Source organism: Allokutzneria sp. A3M-2-11 16, assembly GCF_024213555.1.
In the GTDB taxonomy this organism is placed as follows: Bacteria; Actinomycetota; Actinomycetes; order Mycobacteriales; family Pseudonocardiaceae; genus Allokutzneria.
Genome location: NZ_JANAVO010000016.1, coordinates 16668 through 37518, shown reverse-complemented (window position 1 = coordinate 37518; position 20851 = coordinate 16668). Strand labels below are relative to the sequence as shown.

At 69.4% G+C, this 20851-nt stretch carries 9 protein-coding genes; 3 read left to right on the top strand and 6 right to left on the bottom strand.

Annotation, left to right across the window (positions count from 1 at the left end; genetic code table 11):
- Nucleotides 1-15: 15 nt before the first annotated feature.
- Entirely contained in the window at nucleotides 16-11445 is an 11430-nt protein-coding gene (locus NLX83_RS36000) for an SDR family NAD(P)-dependent oxidoreductase (RefSeq protein WP_441296822.1), read from the bottom strand.
- 423 nt (nucleotides 11446-11868) lie between these two features.
- Here NLX83_RS36000 and NLX83_RS35995 point away from each other — a divergent pair, with 423 nt between their 5' ends.
- On the top strand, nucleotides 11869-13533 hold the full coding sequence (locus tag NLX83_RS35995) for a flavin monoamine oxidase family protein (protein WP_254239739.1): 1665 nt from the start codon (nucleotides 11869-11871) through the stop codon (nucleotides 13531-13533).
- Between the two features lie 12 nt (nucleotides 13534-13545).
- Here the strand turns inward: NLX83_RS35995 and NLX83_RS35990 are convergent, their stop codons facing one another.
- The 5 genes from NLX83_RS35990 to NLX83_RS35970 all read right to left on the bottom strand — a co-directional run bounded on the left by NLX83_RS35990 (nucleotide 13546) and on the right by NLX83_RS35970 (nucleotide 17723).
- Entirely contained in the window at nucleotides 13546-14358 is an 813-nt protein-coding gene (locus tag NLX83_RS35990; protein WP_254239738.1) for a hypothetical protein, read from the bottom strand.
- Nucleotides 14355-14687, bottom strand: a complete 333-nt coding sequence (locus NLX83_RS35985) for a PadR family transcriptional regulator (RefSeq protein WP_254239737.1) — start codon at nucleotides 14685-14687, stop codon at nucleotides 14355-14357. The genes NLX83_RS35990 and NLX83_RS35985 overlap by 4 nt, the downstream gene beginning before the upstream one ends.
- An 85-nt stretch (nucleotides 14688-14772) precedes the next feature.
- Nucleotides 14773-15801, bottom strand: coding sequence for a methyltransferase domain-containing protein (locus tag NLX83_RS35980; protein ID WP_254239736.1), 1029 nt, complete (start codon nucleotides 15799-15801; stop codon nucleotides 14773-14775).
- Between the two features lie 182 nt (nucleotides 15802-15983).
- Complete coding sequence (locus tag NLX83_RS35975) at nucleotides 15984-16802, bottom strand: class I SAM-dependent methyltransferase (RefSeq protein WP_254239735.1); 819 nt, start codon at nucleotides 16800-16802, stop codon at nucleotides 15984-15986.
- A gap of 138 nt (nucleotides 16803-16940) precedes the next feature.
- Nucleotides 16941-17723, bottom strand: a complete 783-nt coding sequence (locus NLX83_RS35970) for a carbon-nitrogen hydrolase family protein (RefSeq protein WP_254239734.1) — start codon at nucleotides 17721-17723, stop codon at nucleotides 16941-16943.
- Between the two features lie 244 nt (nucleotides 17724-17967).
- Between NLX83_RS35970 and NLX83_RS35965 the strand changes: the two genes are divergently transcribed.
- Both NLX83_RS35965 and NLX83_RS35960 read left to right on the top strand, forming a co-directional pair.
- On the top strand, nucleotides 17968-19392 hold the full coding sequence (locus NLX83_RS35965; protein WP_254239733.1) for a class I adenylate-forming enzyme family protein: 1425 nt from the start codon (nucleotides 17968-17970) through the stop codon (nucleotides 19390-19392).
- Nucleotides 19393-19403: 11 nt separating this feature from the next.
- Nucleotides 19404-20345, top strand: a complete 942-nt coding sequence (locus tag NLX83_RS35960) for an ACP S-malonyltransferase (RefSeq protein ID WP_254239732.1) — start codon at nucleotides 19404-19406, stop codon at nucleotides 20343-20345.
- The last annotated feature ends 506 nt before the right edge of the window (nucleotides 20346-20851 follow it).

The window sequence follows — 20851 nt, the reverse complement described above, 5'->3', positions numbered from 1 at the left end:
ACAACCCCACACTCATCAGGAAATGCCGAGTTCCCGTTCCAGAAAGTCCACGACCTCGTCCGCCGAGGCGTCCTCAAGACCACTCGCCTCCGGCGCGCCGGTGCCGGAGAACCTGGACACCAGCTCCTCCAGCCGCAAGGTGATCGACAGCCTGCCCTCCGCGCCCACCGCGTCCAGGCTGGCCTCCAACCGGTCCAGCTCGGCCAGCACCGACGCCGCCGACAGCGTGGTAGTCGCCGCGGGCGCCACGGTCTCCCGGAGGTAACCCGCGAGCGCCGTCGCGGTCGGGTAGTCGAAGACCGCGGTGGCCGACAGCCGCACGCCGGTCGCGCTGGTGAGCCGGTTGCGCAGCTCCACCGAGGTCAGCGAGTCGAAGCCCAGCTCGGTGAACGCCTGCTCGGCGTCGATCGCCGAAGCACCACTGTGCCCAAGAACCGCCGCGGCGTGCGTCCGCACCACATCGAGCAGAATGCCTTCCTGCTCAACAGGAGTGAGCCCGGTCAACCGCTGGGTCAGCGAGGACGCCTTGTCCTCGCCCGCCTTCGCCGCCCGCCTCGCAGGAGCCCGCACCAGGCCGTGCAGGATCTGCGCGAGATCGTTGTTCTTCGCGTAGGTCTGCAATGCCGCACGGTCCAGCTTCACCGGCGCCGCAACGGTTTCGCCAGCTGCGACGGAGGCGTCGAATAACGCCATGCCCTCGTCCTCGGTCAGCGCGCCGAAGCCTTCGCGCGCCATCCGCGCCAGATCCGTGTCGGTCAGCCCGGCGCCCATGCCGCCCGCCCACAGGCCCCATGCCTGCGACTGCGCGGCCAGGCCCTGAGCCCGCCGGTGCTCGGCCACCGCGTTGAGGAAAGCGTTGGCAGCGCCGTAGTTCGCCTGGCCCGCCGTGCCCATCAACCCGGTGATCGAGGAGAACAGCACGAACTGCGCCAGGTCACGATCGCGGGTCAGCTCGTGCAGGTGCCAGGCCGCGTCCACCTTGGGCCGCAACACCTTGTCCATCCGCTCCGGCGTCAACGACGCCAGCAACCCGTCGTCGAGCACGCCCGCGGTGTGGATCACGCTGGTGAGCCGGGGAATTCCGCTCAACAGAGCCGAAACCGAGTCACGATCCGCGACATCGCACGCCACGACCTCGACCTTGGCGCCCAAGGCGGCCAACTCCGCTGACAATGAAGCCGCGCCAGGCGCATCGAGCCCGCGACGGCTGGTGAGCACCAGGTTCCGCGTGCCCTGCTCCACCAGGTGCCGCGCCAGAACGCCACCGAGACCGCCGGTGCCACCGGTGATCAGGACCGTGCCGTCCGGGTCGACCACCCGGGGCAGGGTCAGCACGACCTTGCCGATGTGCTTGGCCTGGCTGATGAACCGGAACGCCTCCGGCGCCTGGCGGACGTCCCACGCCTTGGTGGGCAACGGCTTCAGCGCGCCCTGGGCGAAGAGCTTGTCCAGCTCGTCCCACATCTCGCCGATGCGGTCCGGGCCCGCGTCGATCAGGTCGAACGCGTGGTACTCCACGCCGTCGTACTCCGCCGCCACCACAACGGGTTCGCGGACGTCGGTCTTGCCCATCTCCACGAACCGGCCGCCCTCGGCGACCAGCCGCAGCGACGCGTCGACGAACTCACCCGCGAGCGCGTCCAGCACGACATCGACACCACGACCACTGGTCGCGGCACGGAACTCCTGCTCGAAGTCCAGCGTGCGCGACGACGCGATGTGCTTGATTCCCTGCTCCCGCAGCACATCCCACTTGCCCGTGCTCGCCGTGCCGTAGACCTCCGCGCCCAGGTGCTGCGCGATCTGCGTCGCCGCCATGCCCACACCACCGGCGGCGGCGTGGATCAGCACCGACTCCCCCGCCTTCAAGCGGCCGAGGTCGCACAGGCCGTAGTAGGCGGTGAGGAACACCAGCGGAACCGCCGACGCCTCCTCGAAGCCCCACCCGTCCGGCATCCGCGTCACCAGGCGGCGGTCCGCGTCGGCGACCGGGGCGATACCGCCGATCACCAGGCCCATCACCCGGTCACCCGGCTGGAGGTCGGTGACCGCGGAACCCACTTCGAGCACCACGCCCGCGGCCTCGTTGCCGATGATCCCCGCGTCACCGGGGTACATCCCCAGCACGGTCAACACATCGCGGAAGTTCAGCCCGGCCGCGCGGACACCGATCCGGACATCGCCGGGCGCCAAGGGCTCCAGCACTCCGGGGTTCGGCTCCATGACCAGGTGATCCAGGGTTCCCTTGCCGGACATGCCCAAGCGCCACGCGTCGGTCCCGGCGGGCGGCAGCACGCGGTCCTCGCGCGCCGGCACCAGCCGCAGCGCGAACGCGGCGTCGTCGCGGATCATCAGCTGCGACTCGCCGGTGCCGAGCGCCTTGCCCAGCAGCTCGTCGTCGGCCTCGCCCTCGACCAGCACGAAGCGACCGGGATTCTCCTGCTGCGCGGTCCGCACAAGCCCCCACGCGGTGGCCGCCGCGAGATCCCCGGGCTTGGTGTGCACGACGAGCTTCGAATCCTCCGACGACCACTGCTGCACGATGTCCAGCACACGGTGCGACAGCGCACGGGCCGCCTCCGGCACATCGCCCTCGGTCGACTCGATCGTCAGCACGACGTAGGGCGCTTCGCCTTCGCCGTAAGCAATCCACTCGACGGGCTCGCCCAGCGCGACCGAAACCCACTCGGGCCGGAACAACTGGTCCGACTCGGTCTTCAGCTGCTCAGCCGAAACCTCGCGCAGCGCAAGCGACTCCACCGACATCACCGGAGCACCCGTGCCATCGGCGATGGCAATGGAAACAGACCCGTTGTCCTGCGTCGTCAACCTGACGCGCAGCTCGCCAGCGCCGGAAGCGTGCAGCGTCACCCCGCTCCACGAGAACGGCAGTGAAGCAGGCGTGTCCTCACCAATCCCGATCGCATGCAGCGACGCGTCCAACAGCGCGGGGTGGAGGCCATACTTCGCCCCATCGCCCTCGCCAAGGGAAACCTCGGCATACACGTCGTTGCCGTTCCGCCAAGCCGCCCGCAGCCCCTGGAACGTCGGCCCGTAGACGAGACCGGTCTCGGCGAGCGTTTCGTACTGCCCCTCAACGGAAACGGCCTCGGCTCCGGCGGGCGGCCACGTGGCGAAGTCGAACTCCGGCGCGGCATCGCTGGGCACAACGGTTCCGGTGGCGTGCAGCGTCCAGTCCACGCCGTCCTGCTTGCGGGAGTGGATGTTGATGGTCCGCCGACCGTCGTCGTCCGCCGCGCCCACGTGCACCTGCACCTGGATCGCGCCGGACTCCGGCAGCACGAGCGGCGCCTGGAGCATCAGCTCCTCAACGGTCCCGCATCCCGCCTCGTCCGCCGCCCGCACCGCGAGCTCGATCAGCGCGGCGCCCGGCACGAGCACCTGGCCCATGACCGCGTGGTCCGCCAACCAACCGTGCGTGGACAGCGAAAGCCGTCCCGTGAACAGATAGGAATCCGTGTCTGCCAAGGCAACCGCAGCACCGAGCAACGGGTGGTCGGCCGAGGCGAGGCCCAGGCCGGTGGCGTCTCCGCCGGGCCCGGCCGCGCGCAGCCAGTAACGTCCGTGCTGGAAGGCATAAGTCGGCAGGTCAACGCGCTGCGCTCCGGGGAACACCGCAGTCCAGTCGACCTCGATGCCCACCGCATGCATCTGCGCCAGCGCGGCCGTCGCCGTGATCGCCTCGTCGCGGTTCTTGCGCAACACCGGCACAAAGACACCGTTAGCACAGTCCGCGCCCATCGCGGAGAGCACACCGTCCGGGCCGATCTCCACGTACTTCGTGACGCCCTCGGCTTCGAGGACTGCCATCCCGTCGGCGAAGCGCACCGCGTCGCGGACGTGCCGCACCCAGTACTCCGGATTGGACACCGCCTCGCCGAGCGCCCCAGTCACGTTGGACACCAACGGAATCGTCGGTTCGTCGTAGGAGATCGACTCAGCAACAGTGCGGAAATCGGCCAGCATGTCGTCCATCAACGACGAGTGGAACGCGTGCGACACAGAGAGCCGCTTGGTCTTGCGGTCCTTGAACTGCTCCGCCACCGCGAGCGCGGCCGCCTCCACACCGGAAATGACGATCGAGGTAGGCCCGTTGATCGCCGCGATGTCCACACCATCGACAAGCTTGGAAGAAACCTCCTCCTCAGTCGCCTGGATCGCGATCATGGCCCCACCACCAGGCAAAGCCTGCATCAACCGACCACGAGCCGACACCAAACGAGCAGCGTCCTCCAACGAGAACACCCCAGCCACATGCGCCGCAGCCAACTCACCGATCGAATGCCCGACCAGGTAATCCGGCTTGACGCCCCACGACTCGACGAGCCGGTACAGAGCAACCTCAAGAGCGAACAACGCAGGCTGGGCATTACCCGTCTGGTTCAACTCCTCCTGCGAGGAAGCAGCCGCAGGCAGAAGCGCACGCACCTCATCATAAGCCGCCGCGAACACCGGGTACGCGGCGTACAACTCCTCGCCCATCCCGAACCGTTGCGAACCCTGACCGGTGAACAGGAACGCCAACCGCCCCGCCACCGCAGATCCGCGAACAATGTTCGGCGCGGATCCGCCCGAAGCCAAGACATCAAGCGCCGCAAGCAACTCCTCGCGACTAGAACCGACAACCCCAGCCCGCACATCCAGGGCGGCACGAGCGGTGGCCAACGAGAAACCGATGTCGGCGAGGTTGCCCGAAGCCTCCCGCAACCGCTGAGCCTGAGCCCGCACGGCCTCCTCGGTCTTGCCCGAAAGCACCCACGGCGTCACCGCCGCGACCGGAGCCTCGTGCACATCGAGAGCAGGTCCTTGCTCCAGGATGAGGTGGGCATTCGTTCCAGAGATACCGAACGACGACACGGCGGACCGACGAGCGCGATCGACCGCAGGCCACTCGATGGACTCCGTCAGCAGCGACACCGCACCGGCCGACCAGTCGACGTGCGGGGTCGGCGCGTCCACGTGCAGGCTCTGCGGCAGCACGCCGTTGCGCATGGCGTGCACCATCTTGATCACACCCGCGACGCCCGCGGCGGCCTGGGTGTGACCGATGTTGGACTTGATCGAGCCGAGCCACAACGGCTTGTCCTCGAAGCGGTCCTGGCCGTAGGTGGCGAGCAGCGCCTGAGCCTCGATCGGGTCGCCGAGCCGCGTGCCCGTTCCGTGCGCCTCGACAGCGTCCACATCGGACGGATCAAGTCCGGCGTTGGCGAGGGCCTGCCGGATCACCCGCTGCTGCGAAGGACCGTTGGGCGCGGTCAAGCCGTTCGACGCGCCGTCCTGGTTGATCGCCGAACCCCGCACCACCGCGAGGATCTGGTGTCCATTTCGGACAGCGTCGGACAGGCGCTCCAGCACGACCATGCCGACGCCCTCGGACCAGCTGGTCCCGTCCGCCGCGGCCGCGAAGGACTTGCTCCGGCCATCCGCGGCCAGACCGCGCTGCCGGGAGAAGTCCACAAAGGTCTCCGGCGTGGACATGACCGTCACGCCACCGGCCAACGCCAGGGAGCACTCACCCGAGCGCAGCGCCTGCGAGGCGATGTGCATGGCCACCAAGGAAGACGAGCACGCGGTGTCCACAGTGACCGCAGGCCCTTCCAGGCCGAAGCTGTACGCCACGCGACCGGAGAGCACGCTCGCCGAGGTGCCGGTGCCGACATAACCTTCGACCTCTTCGGGGATCGAGCTGAGGCCGTGTGCGTAGTCGTAGTACATGATCCCGGCGAAGACACCGGTGTTGCTGCCCTTGAGCGACATCGGGTCGATCCCGGCGCGCTCCAACGATTCCCACGAGACCTCAAGCAGCAACCGCTGCTGCGAGTCCATCGCGATGGCTTCACGCGGCGAGATCCCGAAGAACTCCGCGTCGAAGGCGTCCGCGTCGTGCAGGAAGCCACCCTGGTCGGCGTACGAGGTGCCGCGGTGGTCGGGGTCGGGGTGGAACAGCGTGTCCAGGTCCCAACCGCGGTTCACCGGGAAGCCGGAAATCCCGTCAGTGCTGGTCGCGACCAGGTTCCACAGGTCCTCCGGCGAGTTCACGCCGCCCGGGTACCGGCACGCCATGCCCACGATCGCGATCGGCTCGTCCAGCCCGACAGCGGCCGTGACCGTGACAGCCGCGGTCTCCTCCGCGCCGACAAGCTCGGAACGGATGAACGCCGCCAGCGTCGCGGGCGCCGGGTAGTCGAACACCAACGTCGCCGGGAGCCGGAGCCCAGTCGCACTGTTGAGCCGATTCCGCAGCTCCACGGCGGTCAGCGAGTCGAATCCGAGGTCGGTGAACGCGCGCTCCGGCTCGATCGCGTCCGTGGTCGCGTGCCCCAACACCGACGCGACCTGAGCGCGCACGAGGTCGAGCAACGCGCGATCCTGGTCAGCGGCGGACAATCCGGCAAGCCGCTGTGCCAGCGGAGAAGCCCCACTGTCGCCGCCCTGCGCCACGCGCCGCGTCGACGTCCGCACAAGCCCGCGCAGCAACGACGGAATTACCGCATTGCGTGCATGCGACTGGAGAGCAGCGGTGTCCAGTTTCATCGTCACGGTGACCGCACGATCGCCAGCCACCGCAGCGTCGAACAACGACAGGCCATCCGACGCGGACAGTGCACCAAAGCCCTGCCGCGCAGCACGGTCCACATCGGACTGAGCGAGCTGACCACCCATGCCAGAGGCCCACAGCCCCCACACCAGGGAATGCGCGGGCAGCCCCTGGCCGTGCCGATACATCGCGAGCGCGTCCAGGTAAGCGTTGGCAGCGGCGTAGTTGCCCTGCCCGGCGCCCTCGAACAAACCGGCCGTGGACGAGAACAGCACGAACAGCGACAGGTCGAGCTCGCGCGTCAGTTCGTGCAGGTTCCACGCGGCGTCTGCCTTGGGCCGCAACACCTTCTCGACCTGATCAACGGTCAGCGACGTGATCAGCCCGTCCTCGAGCACACCGGCCGCGTGCACCACACCCACCAGTGGCCTGTCCGCCGGAACCGCGCGCAGCACGGTGGCCAACGCGTCCCGGTCGGCGGCGTCGCACGCGGCGATCGTGACGTCGGCGCCGAGCCCGGCCAGCTCCGCCTTCAGGTCGGCGGTTCCCGGCGCGGCACCACCGCGACGGCTGGTCAGCACGAGGTTCGTCACGCCGTGCTCGACCACCAAGTGCTTGGCCAGCAAGCCACCCAGGCCACCCGTGCCGCCGGTGATCAACACCGTGCCATCGAGCGGCGGCTTCGAACCTCCCGCGGCAACCCGGACCAAACGCGGCGCGAACAGCGCGCCCTCGCGCACGGCAACCTGCGGTTCACCGCTCGCGACAGCGCTGCCGACCGACGACATCGGGCCGTCGACGAGCACGAACCGCTCCGGGTTCTCCGACTGCGCCGACCGGATCAAGCCCCACACCGCGGCACAGCCCAGATCGGACACATCCGGCCCGGCCGCCCCCTCCGTCACCACAACAAGCTTCGAGTCCGCGAACTTCTCGTCGGCCAGGAACCCTTGCACAGCAAGGAGAACCTGGTTGACCGAGTCGGCAGCCAGCACCACGACGGCAGGCGGCGTGCCGTCGACCGAGTCGAGAGCGACCCACTCCACGGGCTCCGCCGCCGCGACGGGAATCCAGTCCACGCCGTACAACGGGTCCTGATCGGCCGCCTTCAACTGCTCGGCGGTGACCGCCCGCGACACCAACGACTCGACGGTGATCACCGGCGCGCCGCTCGCGTCAATGGCGTGCAGCGAAACCTCATCGGCACCGTTCGACGTCAGCTTGACGCGCAGCGTGGTGGCTCCGGTCGCGTGCAACGTGACACCGGACCACGCGAACGGCAACCGCGCCTGGCCGTTGTCCTTGCCGACCCCGCCGAGCCCCATCGCGTGCAGCGCGGAGTCCAACAGCGCCGGGTGCAACCCGAACCCCGAATCCCCTTCGAGCGCCACCTCGGCGTAGACGTCATTGCCCTGAGCCCACGCGGCGCGCAGCCCCTGGAACAGCGGCCCGTAGATCAAGCCGGTGTCGGCCAGTTCGGCGTACACGCCCTCCAACGACACGGCCTTCGCCCCGGCGGGCGGCCACTGCGCCGGTGCGAACGACGACTCTCCGGCCTCGACGGCCAGGGTCCCCGCGGCGTGCTGAACCCAGCCGTCAAGCCGCGAATGGATGCTCAACGCGCGCCGACCGCTGGAGTCCGGCGGCCCCACCCAAACCTGCACCTGCACGGAGCCCGACTCCGGCAGCATCAGCGGAGCCTGCAGCGTCAGCTCCTCCACCTGCGCGCACCCGGCCTCATCGGCGGCGCGCACTGCGAGTTCGACCAGCGCGGTCCCGGGCACCACAACCCGATCCAGCACAACGTGATCCGCCAACCACGGGTGCGTGGAAAGCGACAACCGTCCAGTGAGGACATATCCGTCCACATCGACCAGCGGAACCGCCGCGCCGAGCATCGGATGATCAGCGGCACCGAGGCCGAGCGAGGCCAGGTCACCCGTGACGGCCGAGCCCTGGAGCCAGAAGTGCTGGTGCTGGAAGGCATACGTCGGCAGGTCGACCTTGCGCGCGTCGGCCGGGAAGAACGCCGCCCAGTCCACCGAGGCGCCCCGCACGTGCAGCTGCGCGAGCGCCGCCAGCACCTCCGGCTCCTCCGGCCGATCCCGGCGCAGCGCCGCCCGGAACACGACATCAGCGTCGGTCGTGACGCAGTCCTGGGCCATGGCGGTGAGCACACCGTCCGGCCCCAGCTCCAAGTACGTGGTGACCCCGGCCTGTTCAAGAGTCCGGATGCCATCGTGGAACCGCACAGCCCGGCTCACGTGCTCGACCCAGTACTCCGGGGAGCACAGCTCCGCGCTGACGACCTGGCCGGTCACGGTGGAAACGAACGGAATGGTGGGCTCGGAGTAGGTCAACAGCTCGGCCAGGTTGCCGAACTCGCGCAGCATCCCCGCCATCAGCGGCGAGTGGAACGCGTGGCTGACGTTGAGCTGCTTTGCCTTGCCGCCCTTGGCTTTCCACGCCTCGCCGATCCCGAGAACGACGTCCTCGTCCCCGGAGATCACCACCGAGTCCGGCCCGTTGACCGCCGCGATCCCCGCACGCTCGTTCCCCGCGAGGAGTTCCAAAGCCTCAGCCTCGGAAGCCCGCAATGACACCATCGCGCCACCGGCCGGAAGCGCCTGCATCAACCGACCGCGCGCCGCGACGAGCGTCGCGGCGTCGTCCAGGTTGAGCACACCGGCGACGTGCGCGGCGGCGATCTCGCCGATCGAGTGCCCGGCCACGAAGTCCGGCCGCACACCCCACGACTCCAACAGCCGATACAGAGCCACTTCCAGAGCGAACAGCGCGGGCTGCGCATACGCCGTCTGGTTCAACAGCTCCGCCTCGGCACTCCCCTCCTCGGAGAACAACACGTCCAACAACGGCAAGTCGAGCTGAAGATCGAGATACCCACAAGCTTCGTCGATCGCGTCGGCGAAGACCGGGAACCGCTCGTACAGGTCGAGCCCCATCGCCCACCGCTGCGAACCCTGCCCGGTGAACAGGAACGCCAGCTTGCCCGGCGACACGGTGCCCTGCACGGTCGGCGCGTCCAGCCCGGCCAGCAGCTCGTCCCGCCCGGTGCCGATGACGACGGCGCGGTGGTCGAGCGCGGCGCGCGTGGTGGCCAGCGACAGGCCGACGTCAGCGGGGCGCAGCTGGAGGTTTCCCTCCACAAAGGACTTGAGCCGATCCCCCTGCGCGCGCAGGGCTTCAGTGGTCTTGCCCGAGAGCACCCACGGCGTCGGGGTGATCCGCGCGCGCAGTGCGCCCTCCGACTCCGGCGCCTCGTCGACGTCGACGGCGGGCGGCTGCTCGATGATCACGTGCGCGTTGGTGCCCGAGATGCCGAACGACGACACCCCGGCACGACGCGGCCGGTCCACCGACGACCCGCTTGCGGGGTCGAGCATCTTGACCGAAGGCCACCGCACAGCCTCAGTCAGCAGCGACACCGCTCCGGCGGACCAGTCCACCTGCGGCGTCGGCTCGTCGATGTTGAGCGACTTCGGCAGCACCCCGTGCCGGATCGCCATGATCATCTTGATCACACCGGCCGCACCGGCCGCGGCCTGCGCGTGCCCGATGTTGGACTTGATCGAGCCCAGGTACAGCGGCTGCTCGCGCTCCCTGCCGTAGGTGGCCAGAAGCGCCTGCGCCTCAATGGGATCGCCGAGCCGGGTGCCGGTGCCGTGCGCCTCGACCGCGTCGACGTCCGAAGTGGACAGTCCGGCGCTGGCGAGCGCGTCCCGGATGACCCGCTGCTGCGCGAGCCCGTTCGGCGCGGTCAGCCCGTTCGAGGCGCCATCGGAGTTGATCGCCGTGCCCCGGACGATCGCCAACACCTGGTGTCCATTGCGGACGGCGTCGGAAAGCCGCTCCACCACGAGGATTCCGACGCCCTCGCCCCACCCGGTGCCATCGGCGGACGCGGCGAAGGACTTGCAGCGCCCGTCCTGCGCGAGGCCGCGCTGCCGGGAGAAGGCGGTGAACGTGCCGGGGCTGCCCATCACCGCGACGCCACCGGCGAGCGCCAGATCGCACTCCCCGGACCGCAGCGACTGCACGGCCACGTGCAGCGCGACCAGCGAGCCGGAGCACGCCGTGTCGACCGTGAACGTCGGCCCTTCGAGCCCGAACAGGTAGGCGATGCGCCCCGACACCACACTGGGCGCGTTGCCGGTCATCAGGTGGCCCTCGAAACCTTCCGGGGCCTCGAACAGCCGCGGCCCGTACTCCTGGGGCTCGACGCCGACGAACACGCCGGAACGGCTGCCGCGCAAGGTGTTCGGGTCGATGCCCGCGCGCTCCAGGGCTTCCCAGGACGCTTCGAGCACCAGCCGCTGCTGCGGGTCCATCGCGGTGGCTTCACGAGGCGAGATCCCGAAGAACTCCGCGTCGAACTCCCCGGCGGCGTGCAGGAACCCGCCCTCGCGCGCGTAGGTCTTGCCGGGCTTGTCCGGATCGGGGTCGTAGAGGCCGTCCACGTCCCACCCGCGATCGGTGGGGAACCCGGTGATCGCGTCGGCGCCCTCGGCGACGATCCGCCACAGCTCCTCCGGGGACGTCGCCCCACCGGGAAAACGGCAGCCGATGCCGACGATGGCGATGTCCTCACCGGGCGCGACGACCCGCTGCGGCACCGCCTCCTCCGGCGCGTCCCCGGAACCGAGGCGCCTGGCCAGCGCGGCGGGCGTCGGGTGGTCGTAGACCACGGTCACCGGCAGGTCCAGCCCGGTCGCCGCGACCAGGCGCGCGTGCAGCTCCACCACGGCCATCGAGTCGAAACCGAGTTCGAGGAAGGTCCGCCGCGCGTCGAAGCCCGACGCGTCCGGCAGCATGTCCCGCAGCACCCCGGCCGTGATCGTCCGGACCAGGTCGTCGAACTCGCTCATCAGCGCACTCCACAACTACGTCGGCAAGATAAACCGCGAACCCGAAACCGCACACCGTCCGCATATATATGCGACAAGTGCGGAATGCGTAATCAACCTACCTTCGGGCAACGAACCGGACCGAGGGGTCATCGCTCCACCGCCGACCCACTATCCGGTAACTCGGGCTCCATCAGCCCAGGTCAGCACGTGCAGTCTAGCCGGGCACCCCCGGTGGGAGCACTGGTAATACGCCTACTGATCCGCGAGCTCTCCTGGCCGAGTTTCCACTTGATGGGCGAGGCGCGGAACACCGGTGCTACACAATCCCGGACGCCGACATTTACGTTGTGATTTGCCGCCCCGTATTTATGCAGTGCTGATGCTCGAACCCGCAAGCGGTTCGTCGTACTAATTTTCCCCAGTCCGGAGGAGGTACCCCCGATGGTCTCGACGCACGCCGACGAGCAGGACCAGCCGAAGCCGACCACGGTGCTGTGCCCCGACTTCCCGTTCGCCTACGACGAGTGGGTCCAGCACCCGGCCGGGCTCGGCGCGCTGCCCGCGCAGCACCACGGCGCCGAGGTCGCGGTGATCGGGGGCGGCATCTCCGGCCTGGTGACCGCCTACGAGCTGATGAAGCTCGGGTTGCGCCCCGTCGTCTACGAGGCCGACCAGCTGGGCGGGCGGATGCGCTCGGTCGCCTTCGAGGGCCACCCCGAGGTCAAGGCGGAGATGGGCGCGATGCGCTTCCCGCCGTCGGCGACGCTGTTCCACTACGTCGACAAGCTCGGACTGAAGACCAAGCCGTTCCCGAACCCGCTGTCCCCCGCGACGCCGAGCACCGTGGTGAACCTCCGCGGCGTCTCGCACTGGGCCCGCACCCAGGAGGACCTTCCCGAGGTCTACCAACAGGTCTCCGACGCGTGGGCGAAAGCCCTGCAGGAGAAGGCGGACATGTCGCTGATGGAGGACGCGATCGCGCGCCGCGACGTCGGCACCATCAAGGCGCTGTGGAACCACATGGTGCCGGAGCTGGACAACCAGTCCTTCTACGGGTTCCTGGCCTCGTCGGCGGCGTTCTCCTCCTTCGAGCACCGCGAGATCTTCGGCCAGGTCGGCTTCGGCTGCGGCGGCTGGGACACCGACTTCACCAACTCGATGCTCGACATCCTGCGCGTGGTCTACACCGAGGCGAGCGACCGCCACCACCGGATTCTCGGTGGCTGCCAACAGGTTCCGACCGGTCTGTGGGAGCACCGGCCGGAGTCGCTCACCCACTGGCCCGCTGGCACCTCGCTCGCGTCCCTGCACGGTGGCACCCCGCGCCCCGCGGTCGTCAGCATCAACCGCACCGCCACCGGTTACGTGGTCCAGGACTCCGCCGGCGAGTTCCGCAAGTTCCCCGCCGCCGTGTACACCGCGCAGAGCTGGAACCTGTTGTCCCGCATCAAGAGCGACCCCGCGCTGCTGCCGCAGGAACTGTGGACCGCCGTGGAGCGCACGCACTACATGGGTTCCTCGAAGCTGTTCGTGCTGACCGATCGCCCGTTCTGGCGCGACCGCGATCCCAAGACCGGCCGCGACGTGATGAGCATGACGCTCACCGACCGGCTGCCGCGCGGGGTGTACCTGTTCGACGACGGCCCCGACAAGCCCGGCGTGATGTGCTTGTCCTACACGTGGAACGACGACTCGCTCAAGGTCGCCACGCTCACCGCCGAGGAGCGCCTCGACGTGATCTTGGCTTCGTTGAAGCAGATCTACCCCGACGTCGACATCCGCTCGCACATCATCGCGCCCCCGGTCACCATCACCTGGGAGACCGAGCCGTACTTCATGGGCGCCTTCAAGTCGAGCCTGCCCGGCCACTACCGCTACCAGCGCGAGCTGTTCACGCACTTCATGCAGGAGGAGTTCGCCGAGGAGCACCGGGGCTTCTTCATGGCCGGTGACGACATCTCCTGGGTCGCGGGTTTCGCGGAGAACGCCGTGACCACCGCGCTGAACGCGGTGTGGGGCGTCATCAACCACCTCGGCGGCGCCACCCACCCCGACAACCCCGGCCCCGGCGACCTCTTCGACGACCTGGCCCCGCTCAAGCTCTGAAGCCGGGAAGCCTCACAGCAGACGGCGCCACCGCGGCGGCCTGGCCGGCTCGTGCCCGGCGAGCTCCGCCGCGTAGTGGTCGGCCGGTCCGAACTCATCCTCAGGACTGAGTCCGCCCGCGACCAGATGGTGACGCGCTTCCTCGACGAGTTCGACCACGCGCGCACGAGAAACGTCGTGGCGTCCTTCAAGGAGCCCGCCGAGGCGGGACAGCCATTCCTCGGTACCGGCGGGCGCCTTGGTCGGCGTCCGTTCGGGCCCGCGCCGGACAGCCCACAACAGCACCACGACGCCGAGCGCGGGGATGACGAGCACCGGCATCCTGAAGAGTTGCGTCCTCGGCAACCACTCGTACGACATCGCCCCCAGGACCACACCCGCACCGACGACCACGAACGCCTTCCCGACGCTGCGCGGACGTCCCGCGGGCCGGAGTTCGAACGCCGCGAAGACCGCACCCACGGCCGCGGCGACGCACAACGCCGTCCCCACCACCCCGGCCATCGTGAGGGGAACCGTCGCCCCCACCTCGGCCCACACGACGACGCCGATCAGCAGCAGCTGGAACCCGAAGAACCCGATCATCGCCGAGCGCCGCTGCCGCGCGGTGAACCCCCTGCGATCGCGCGCCGCCCGCTCTCCGATCGGAACCCGTTCCGCCGCGACGGTTCCGGCGAACTCCGCCGGAGTCCCGAACGCTTCCTGCCTGCTCTCGCCGCTGTCCGCGCAGTGCTGCTCCACCTCCGCGAGCACCGCGTCCGCCACCTCGGCGCCCACCCCGTTCCTGGCCAGCTCCAGCCGCGCGCGCTCGTCCCACTCGTTCATCCCGCCGCCTTTCCCACGAGCCGATCCATGGCGACGGAGAAGTGGTGCCAGCGCTCGGTCTCCGCGTCCAACCGCTCCCGCCCGGCCGCGGTCAGCCGGTAGACCTTGCGCCCGGGGCCGCCCTGGCCCGCCTCCCACTCGGCCTCGACCATCCCGGCCGCCTCCATCCGGCCCAGCACCGGGTACAGCGCGCCGCCGCGCACCGCGCCGAGCCCCAGCTCCGCGATCCGCTGGGTCAGCGCGTACCCGTGCCGGTCGCCCTCGGCCAGCACCGCGGCGAGCACCAGCTCCAGCGTTCCCCGCAGCCACCCCATCGACGCGTCGGCCACCGCTCATCCCTCTCACGAGTAATCCCCGGTCAGGACTAGTCCAGATTCAGACTAGCACTGACCGGGGATTCAGCTCGCGAGCGGCTCAGCGGGGCAGCGGGAACAGCGACCGGTGGACCGGGTTCTCCCGGAACCCCCCGCCACCGTGCGGTGACTCCCAGGAGATGTCGGCCAGCACGGCATCGCCGCGCCGCACCACGCCGCTGATCCCGTAGTCCGGGTGCACGCCGTCCGCGCTCAGCTTCCTCGTGAACTCCAGCGAGACGACATCGCCTTCGGCCAGCTCCAGGCCGGACTCCGACACCGGGACGAACACCGGCGCCCAGTTCGTCCACTGCGCGATCGAGTCGATCGCGGTGCCCTCCTCGGTGATCCACAGCCGGATGCCGAGCCCCAGCCCGTGCATCCGCCCGGCGCGGGTGACGCGCAGCTCGGCCCGGTCGACCCCGGAGCCCGGCCGCAGTTCCTCGAACCGCAGGTCCTCGACCTCGGCCTGGGTGGACATGAGCTGCTGGCGGCCCAGTCCCATCAGGCACAGCCGCAGGTCGAACGGGCGGCCGACGCTGGCGAAGACCTGCTCCACGTACGGCGCCATGATCGGCGCGAACGCCAGGTCCGGCATCAGCCGACCGAGGTCGACCGCGGCCACCGTGGTCACGCAGCGGTGCGGGATGGAGTGCCCGCCGGGCTTGAGGAACCGGCGGCGGGCGTCGTCGAGCACGGCCTCGGCGCCCTCCGACCCGCCGATCGTGCCGATGATCTCCGAGACCAGCAGGTCCACCTGTTCCGGCAGCTCGATCTCGGTGGACAGGCCCTCCAGGATGGTGACCCGGTCCGCCACCCCCGCCCGGTCCACCGCCTCCCTGGCCAGCTTCGCCGCGTCGCGCAGCACCTCGATCGCGTACACGCGGCTCGCCCCGGCCTTGGCCGCGGTCACCGCCCAGATCGCGTCCTGACCGGTGCCGATGTCGAGCACCACCCGGCCCGGCGCCAGCGCCCGCACCGCCTCCCGGTAGGCGTCGGTGCGCAGCTTGTCGGCAATCATGAACTCATAGGCCTGCGGGTCATAAATCGGGTACTCGCCGACCGAGGGCATCAGGAGGGGCATTTCCATTTTGTCGCACACTCGAACAGGAACGTCGTGTCCGGCGACGGAAATAGCTTGAACATGCATGGAACCCATGAATTCCCCTCCCGAGGCGCAAGGCCGTAACCCGAGGTTAACGACATTGCAAAGGGAATGTCGAACCTGGGTTCGCTAATCATTCTGATTGGTGACGACGTTTTATTCTATTACTATTTGTACGCGGTAACCGCGGCCATGCGGTCGGCCCACCAGTAGGTGCAGTCGGCCGGCGGGTGGAGATCGCGGACCAGCTCCACCTCGAACGAGCTGAAGTGTTCGAGCAGCAGCCGCTGGTGCGCGCGGCTGAGCGAGTCGATCTCGTTGGTGTAGTAGGAGAAGGTCCCGCCGGGGCGCAGGTGCGCGGCCGCGGCCGGGAAGAAGTTCGCCGCCAGCGTGACCACCTTCGGGCCGAGCGTCTTGACGAACTCGTCCTCGTTGGTCGGATAGGTGTCGTAGAGGATGCCGTCGAACTGGCCCAGGTCGTCGATCACGTCCTGCCAGCCGCCGAAGGCCAGCCGGATGTCGGCGCCGGGCCGCTGCGCGCGCCAGTCCTCGAACCGCTCCGCCACGCCCTTGTTGATCTCGATGATGGTGTGCGAACGGACCCCGCACGCCTGCACGTAGCCCGCGGAGATGCCCATGCCGAAGCCGACCTCGAGGATGTCGCCCCTGCTCTGGCAGGCGTTCTCGGCGAGCTTGCGCATCAGCGGGTGCTCCCAGTCCTGCATGACCTGCTGGCCCTCGATCAGCAGCTGCGAGGAATCGCTGTAGTCCGCGCCGCTGGAGGACCAGTCACTGCGGATGTGCGGGCGCCACGCACCGTCGACGAACACCTCCTGCTGAATGGCGTCCAGGTGGTGCAGGTCCGCCGCGAGTTCCGCGACCGCCCGGCCGAGCAGCAGATTGCGCTGACCATTTCCTTTGCTCCGCAGGAAATCCGGGCGCTTCATGTCGACCTCGATGGTGAAGTCTGTAAAGGTCCGACGCATGTGCACGCTCCCAAGCAAGTTGTCCCCTGCTCGAAAGCTTTGCGGCGGCATCGGCGGAAAGCGAGAACCGCGCGGCACCACCCGAGAACCATCGGGGTGCCCACTGGAGTTCCCGGGCGCCGATTACCGGCGAGTGGGTCAGGAGTAGAGCTCCGGGCGCCGGTCGGCGAGGTAGGTCGTCTCCGCGCGCGCCCGGTCCACGAGGGACAGGTCGAGGTCGGCGAGCACCAGGCCCTCTCCGTCGCGCCGACCGGCCACCACGCGCCCGTCCGGGCCGACCACCCGGGTCAGCCCGCAGTAGCTCAGCTCGCGCTCGCTGCCGACCCAGTTGGTGTAGGCGAGGAACAGCTGGCTCTCGAAGGCCCGCGCCGGCACCAGGGTCTCGGCGACGAAGTCCCACGGCGACATCAGCGCGGTCGGCACCAGCAGCAGCCGGGTGCCCGCGACCGCGTGCGCGCGCACCGACTCGGGGAATTCCACGTCGTAGCAGATAATGATTCCCACCGGGACGCCGCCGAGTTCGGCGCGCACCAGCCCGGTATCCCCGGGACTGAACGCATTGCGGTCGATATCCCCAAAAAGATGGGCCTTGCGGTAAGTGGCCGACTCCTCGCCCGAAGAATCCACCAGGCGCGCGGAGTTGTACACCCCTCCGCCGGACAGTTCCGGCCAGCCGTGCACGATCGCGATGCCGTTGGCCGAGGCGATCTCGCTGACCGCCTGGCACATCGGGCCGTCCGCGGGCTCGGCCAGCTGACGCAGCCTGCGCGCGCCGATGTGATAGCCGGTCAGCGACATCTCCGGCGTGACCAGCAACGATGCCCCGGCCTCCGCCGCTTCCCCGGCACGCGCGCGCAGCGCTCGGAGTGCGGCGGGCACATCGGTTCGGCGGGCGGTGGCCTGCCAGCAGGCGATCCTCATCGGGCGAGTTCCCTTCAACGCAATTCCGCGACGGACGCTATCAGCTCCTCCCCGTGAGTTACTTCACGATGGGCGCCGGGTGGAACGACACCCCTTCAGCCGTTCCCCACCCGGGCATAACCTCGACTTTGGCGATACTTGACCAGACATGCGGTCAAGGCGTCGACATCGAACGACGGATCACCTGATTCTTCTTCCGAGGGGTATCCGCCTCGATCAGGACCAGGAAAGGAGTTCGATAGTGATGTCCACTGGGAAGACCGCGAAAATCTTCGCACCCGATTCCGTGCAGACGGTGGCCGAGTTCGAACAGGCCGCGCTGCGGGTGGCCGACGCGCTGCGCGACCGCGGGATCGGCTACGGCGACCGCGTGCTGCTCAAGGCGGACAACTCCGTCGCCTACCTCTCGACCCTGTTCGCGCTGATGCACCTGGGCACCTCGGTGGTGCTCGTCGACCACCAGGAGAAGCCGGACCAGACGCAGCGCACCACGCGCCAGTCCGGGGTGAAGCTGGTCATCGCCGACGACGACGCCCCGATCGCGGTCGGCGAGCAGGTCGTCTACACCTACGAGCTGGCCGTCGCCGCCGCTGGCCGCTCCCCGATCGACCAGCGCCTGGACTTCACCGCGTGGGAGAAGCTGCCGGACGCGCTGATCATGTGGTCCTCCGGTTCCACCGGCGTGCCCAAGGGCGTGGTGAAGAACGGCGGGCGGTTCCTGACCAACCTGCGGCGCAACGCCGACCTGGTCGGCCACCACTCCGGCGACGTGCTGCTGCCGCTGCTGCCGTTCAACCACCAGTACGGCCTGTCCATGGTGCTGATCTCGTGGCTGGTCGGCTGCTCGCTGGTGATCGCGCCGTACCGCAGGCTCGACCGCGCGCTGCGCATCGCGGGCATGACCGGGGCCACCGTGGTGGACGCGGCGCCGTCGACCTACCGCAGCATCCTCAACATCGTCGGCAAGCGGCCGAGCGCGGTCGGCGAGTTCAGCAACGTCCGCATGCTGTGCAGCGGCGCCGCCCCGCTGGAGCCGGGCCTGGTGGACCGCGCGATCGAGACCTTCGGGATGCCGCTGCTGGACAGCTACGGCAGCACGGAGATGGGCAACGTCGCCTTCGCCACCGTGGACAACCCGGTCGGCGCCGGCCAGGCCGTCGCGGGCCTGGAGCTGCGGATCACCGCGGAGGACGGCTCGGTGCTGCCCGCCGGCGAGATAGGCGAGATCGAGGTGCTGGACCCGGACCTGATGGAGGGCTACCTCGACGCCGACGGCGCGATCGAGCCGGTCGGCCGGGACTGGTACAAGACCAACGACTTCGGCTACCTCGACGCCGAGGGCAACCTGTTCATCGCGGGCCGCAAGATGGCCGTGCACCGCAACGGGCACACGCTGCACCCGGAGATCATCGAGCACAGCCTGGCCGCGAAGGGCTGCGTGACCAAGATCGTCGCCCTGCCCTGCGAGCGCAGGGGTGCCAGCCTGACCTTCTTCGTCCAGGACGAGCAGGGCCGCGAGGCGGGCCACTGGCGCGACCTGATCTGCTCGGTGCTGCCGCCCTACGAGCAGCCGAACCGGGTGACCGTGCTGGAGAAGTTCCCGCTCAACCGCAACGGCAAGTTCGACCGCAAGCAGCTCGAAGTCCTCGCCGCCGCCGACCAGGGCTGAGGGGGATGACCGTGAGCACCGCCTTCGTCTTCCCCGGCATGGGCCCGTCCCGCTTCTCCGAGGTCGGCCGGTTCATGATGATCAGCCCGTTCGCCCGGCGCAGGCTGGCGGAGGCGGACGCCGCGCTGGGCTACTCGGTGCTCGACGCGCTGCGGTCGGCGGGCGACGGCTACACCGCGGCCTCCCAGATCGCCTTCGTGGTCAACTCGCTGGCCATGGCGGACTGGGCCGAGGACGTCCTCGGCGAACGCCCCGAGCTGTGCGTCGGCCCCAGCTTCGGCGAGCGCGCCGCGGCCGCGTACTCCGGCGCGATGCCCTTCGCCGAGCTGATCCGGCTGACCGCGGAGCTGGCCGCGTGCGAGCTGGACTACTACCGCACCGAGCAGCAGGACGTGGTCAGCCAGTTCATCGTGCGCACCCCGCTGGAGCGGCTCCAGGAGGTGCTGGCGGGGATGGCCGGGCGCGGCGAGTGGCACGAGGTCTCCGCGTACTTCGACCAGGACGTGCACCTGGTCACGATGTCCGAGCGTCACCTGGACGCATTCAAACAGCGGGTCCGCGAGCTCGGCGGCTACTCGCTGACCACGATGCGCCCGCCCGCGCACGCGCAGGTGCTCGAACCGCTGCGCAAGCGGATGCAGGACGAGGTCTACCCGCGCTTCTCCTTCACCGCGCCCGCGCTGCCGGTGCTCTCCGACCAGGACGGCTCGGTGGTGACCACCGGCGCGGACGTGCGGACGATGCTGGTCGACTCGGTGGTCAACCAGGTGCACTGGGGGCACATCACCGCGACCCTGGTGGAGCACGGCGTGACCCGGCTCTGCGTGACCGGTCCGGACCTGCTGATCCACCGCCTCGGCACGCTGAAGAAGAACTTCGAGCTCATCCCGGTCGGTCCGAAGGACGCGATGCGCCCTCGTCGCCCTGCCCGGCGACACGTCGCCTCCCGCTGATCGGACCCACGAGGGCCCCGGAATCGCCCCCGGGGCCCTCCCCCTCTTCCCGCACCGTCCACAAAGGACGCTCGCGGGCGTGCCCGCTCGCCCCCTGAGCGTGGAGGGCGGCCCGGTCGCCGACGCGGCCGTCTCCCGCCGCTCGCCTTCTGACATGCCAGGGCCCACGCCCGCCCTCAGCCCCACGCTGCCGACACCCGCCCTGCCGGACTCCGCACCCGCCCGGCGCCCGCGCGGGCGAGGGTGGCTTTCGCCCGCCCCGGGGACCCCCCACTTCGACCTTCGCGCGAGTCGCCAGGAATCCACAAGCCGGGCAAGGGGTCCGGGTGGATCCCCACGCACGGAATAAATCCCGTGCGGCCGCGGTTAGCCTCGATGTGGACCCTTCGCGGTGATCCCGCCGACCGGCCTCGGCTGACCGGCCTCAGCTGACTGACCACAGTGGACGGTGTCGCCATCCGGTCACATGATGGTCACCGGGCGTGCTCCTTCGGCACTGGCACGGG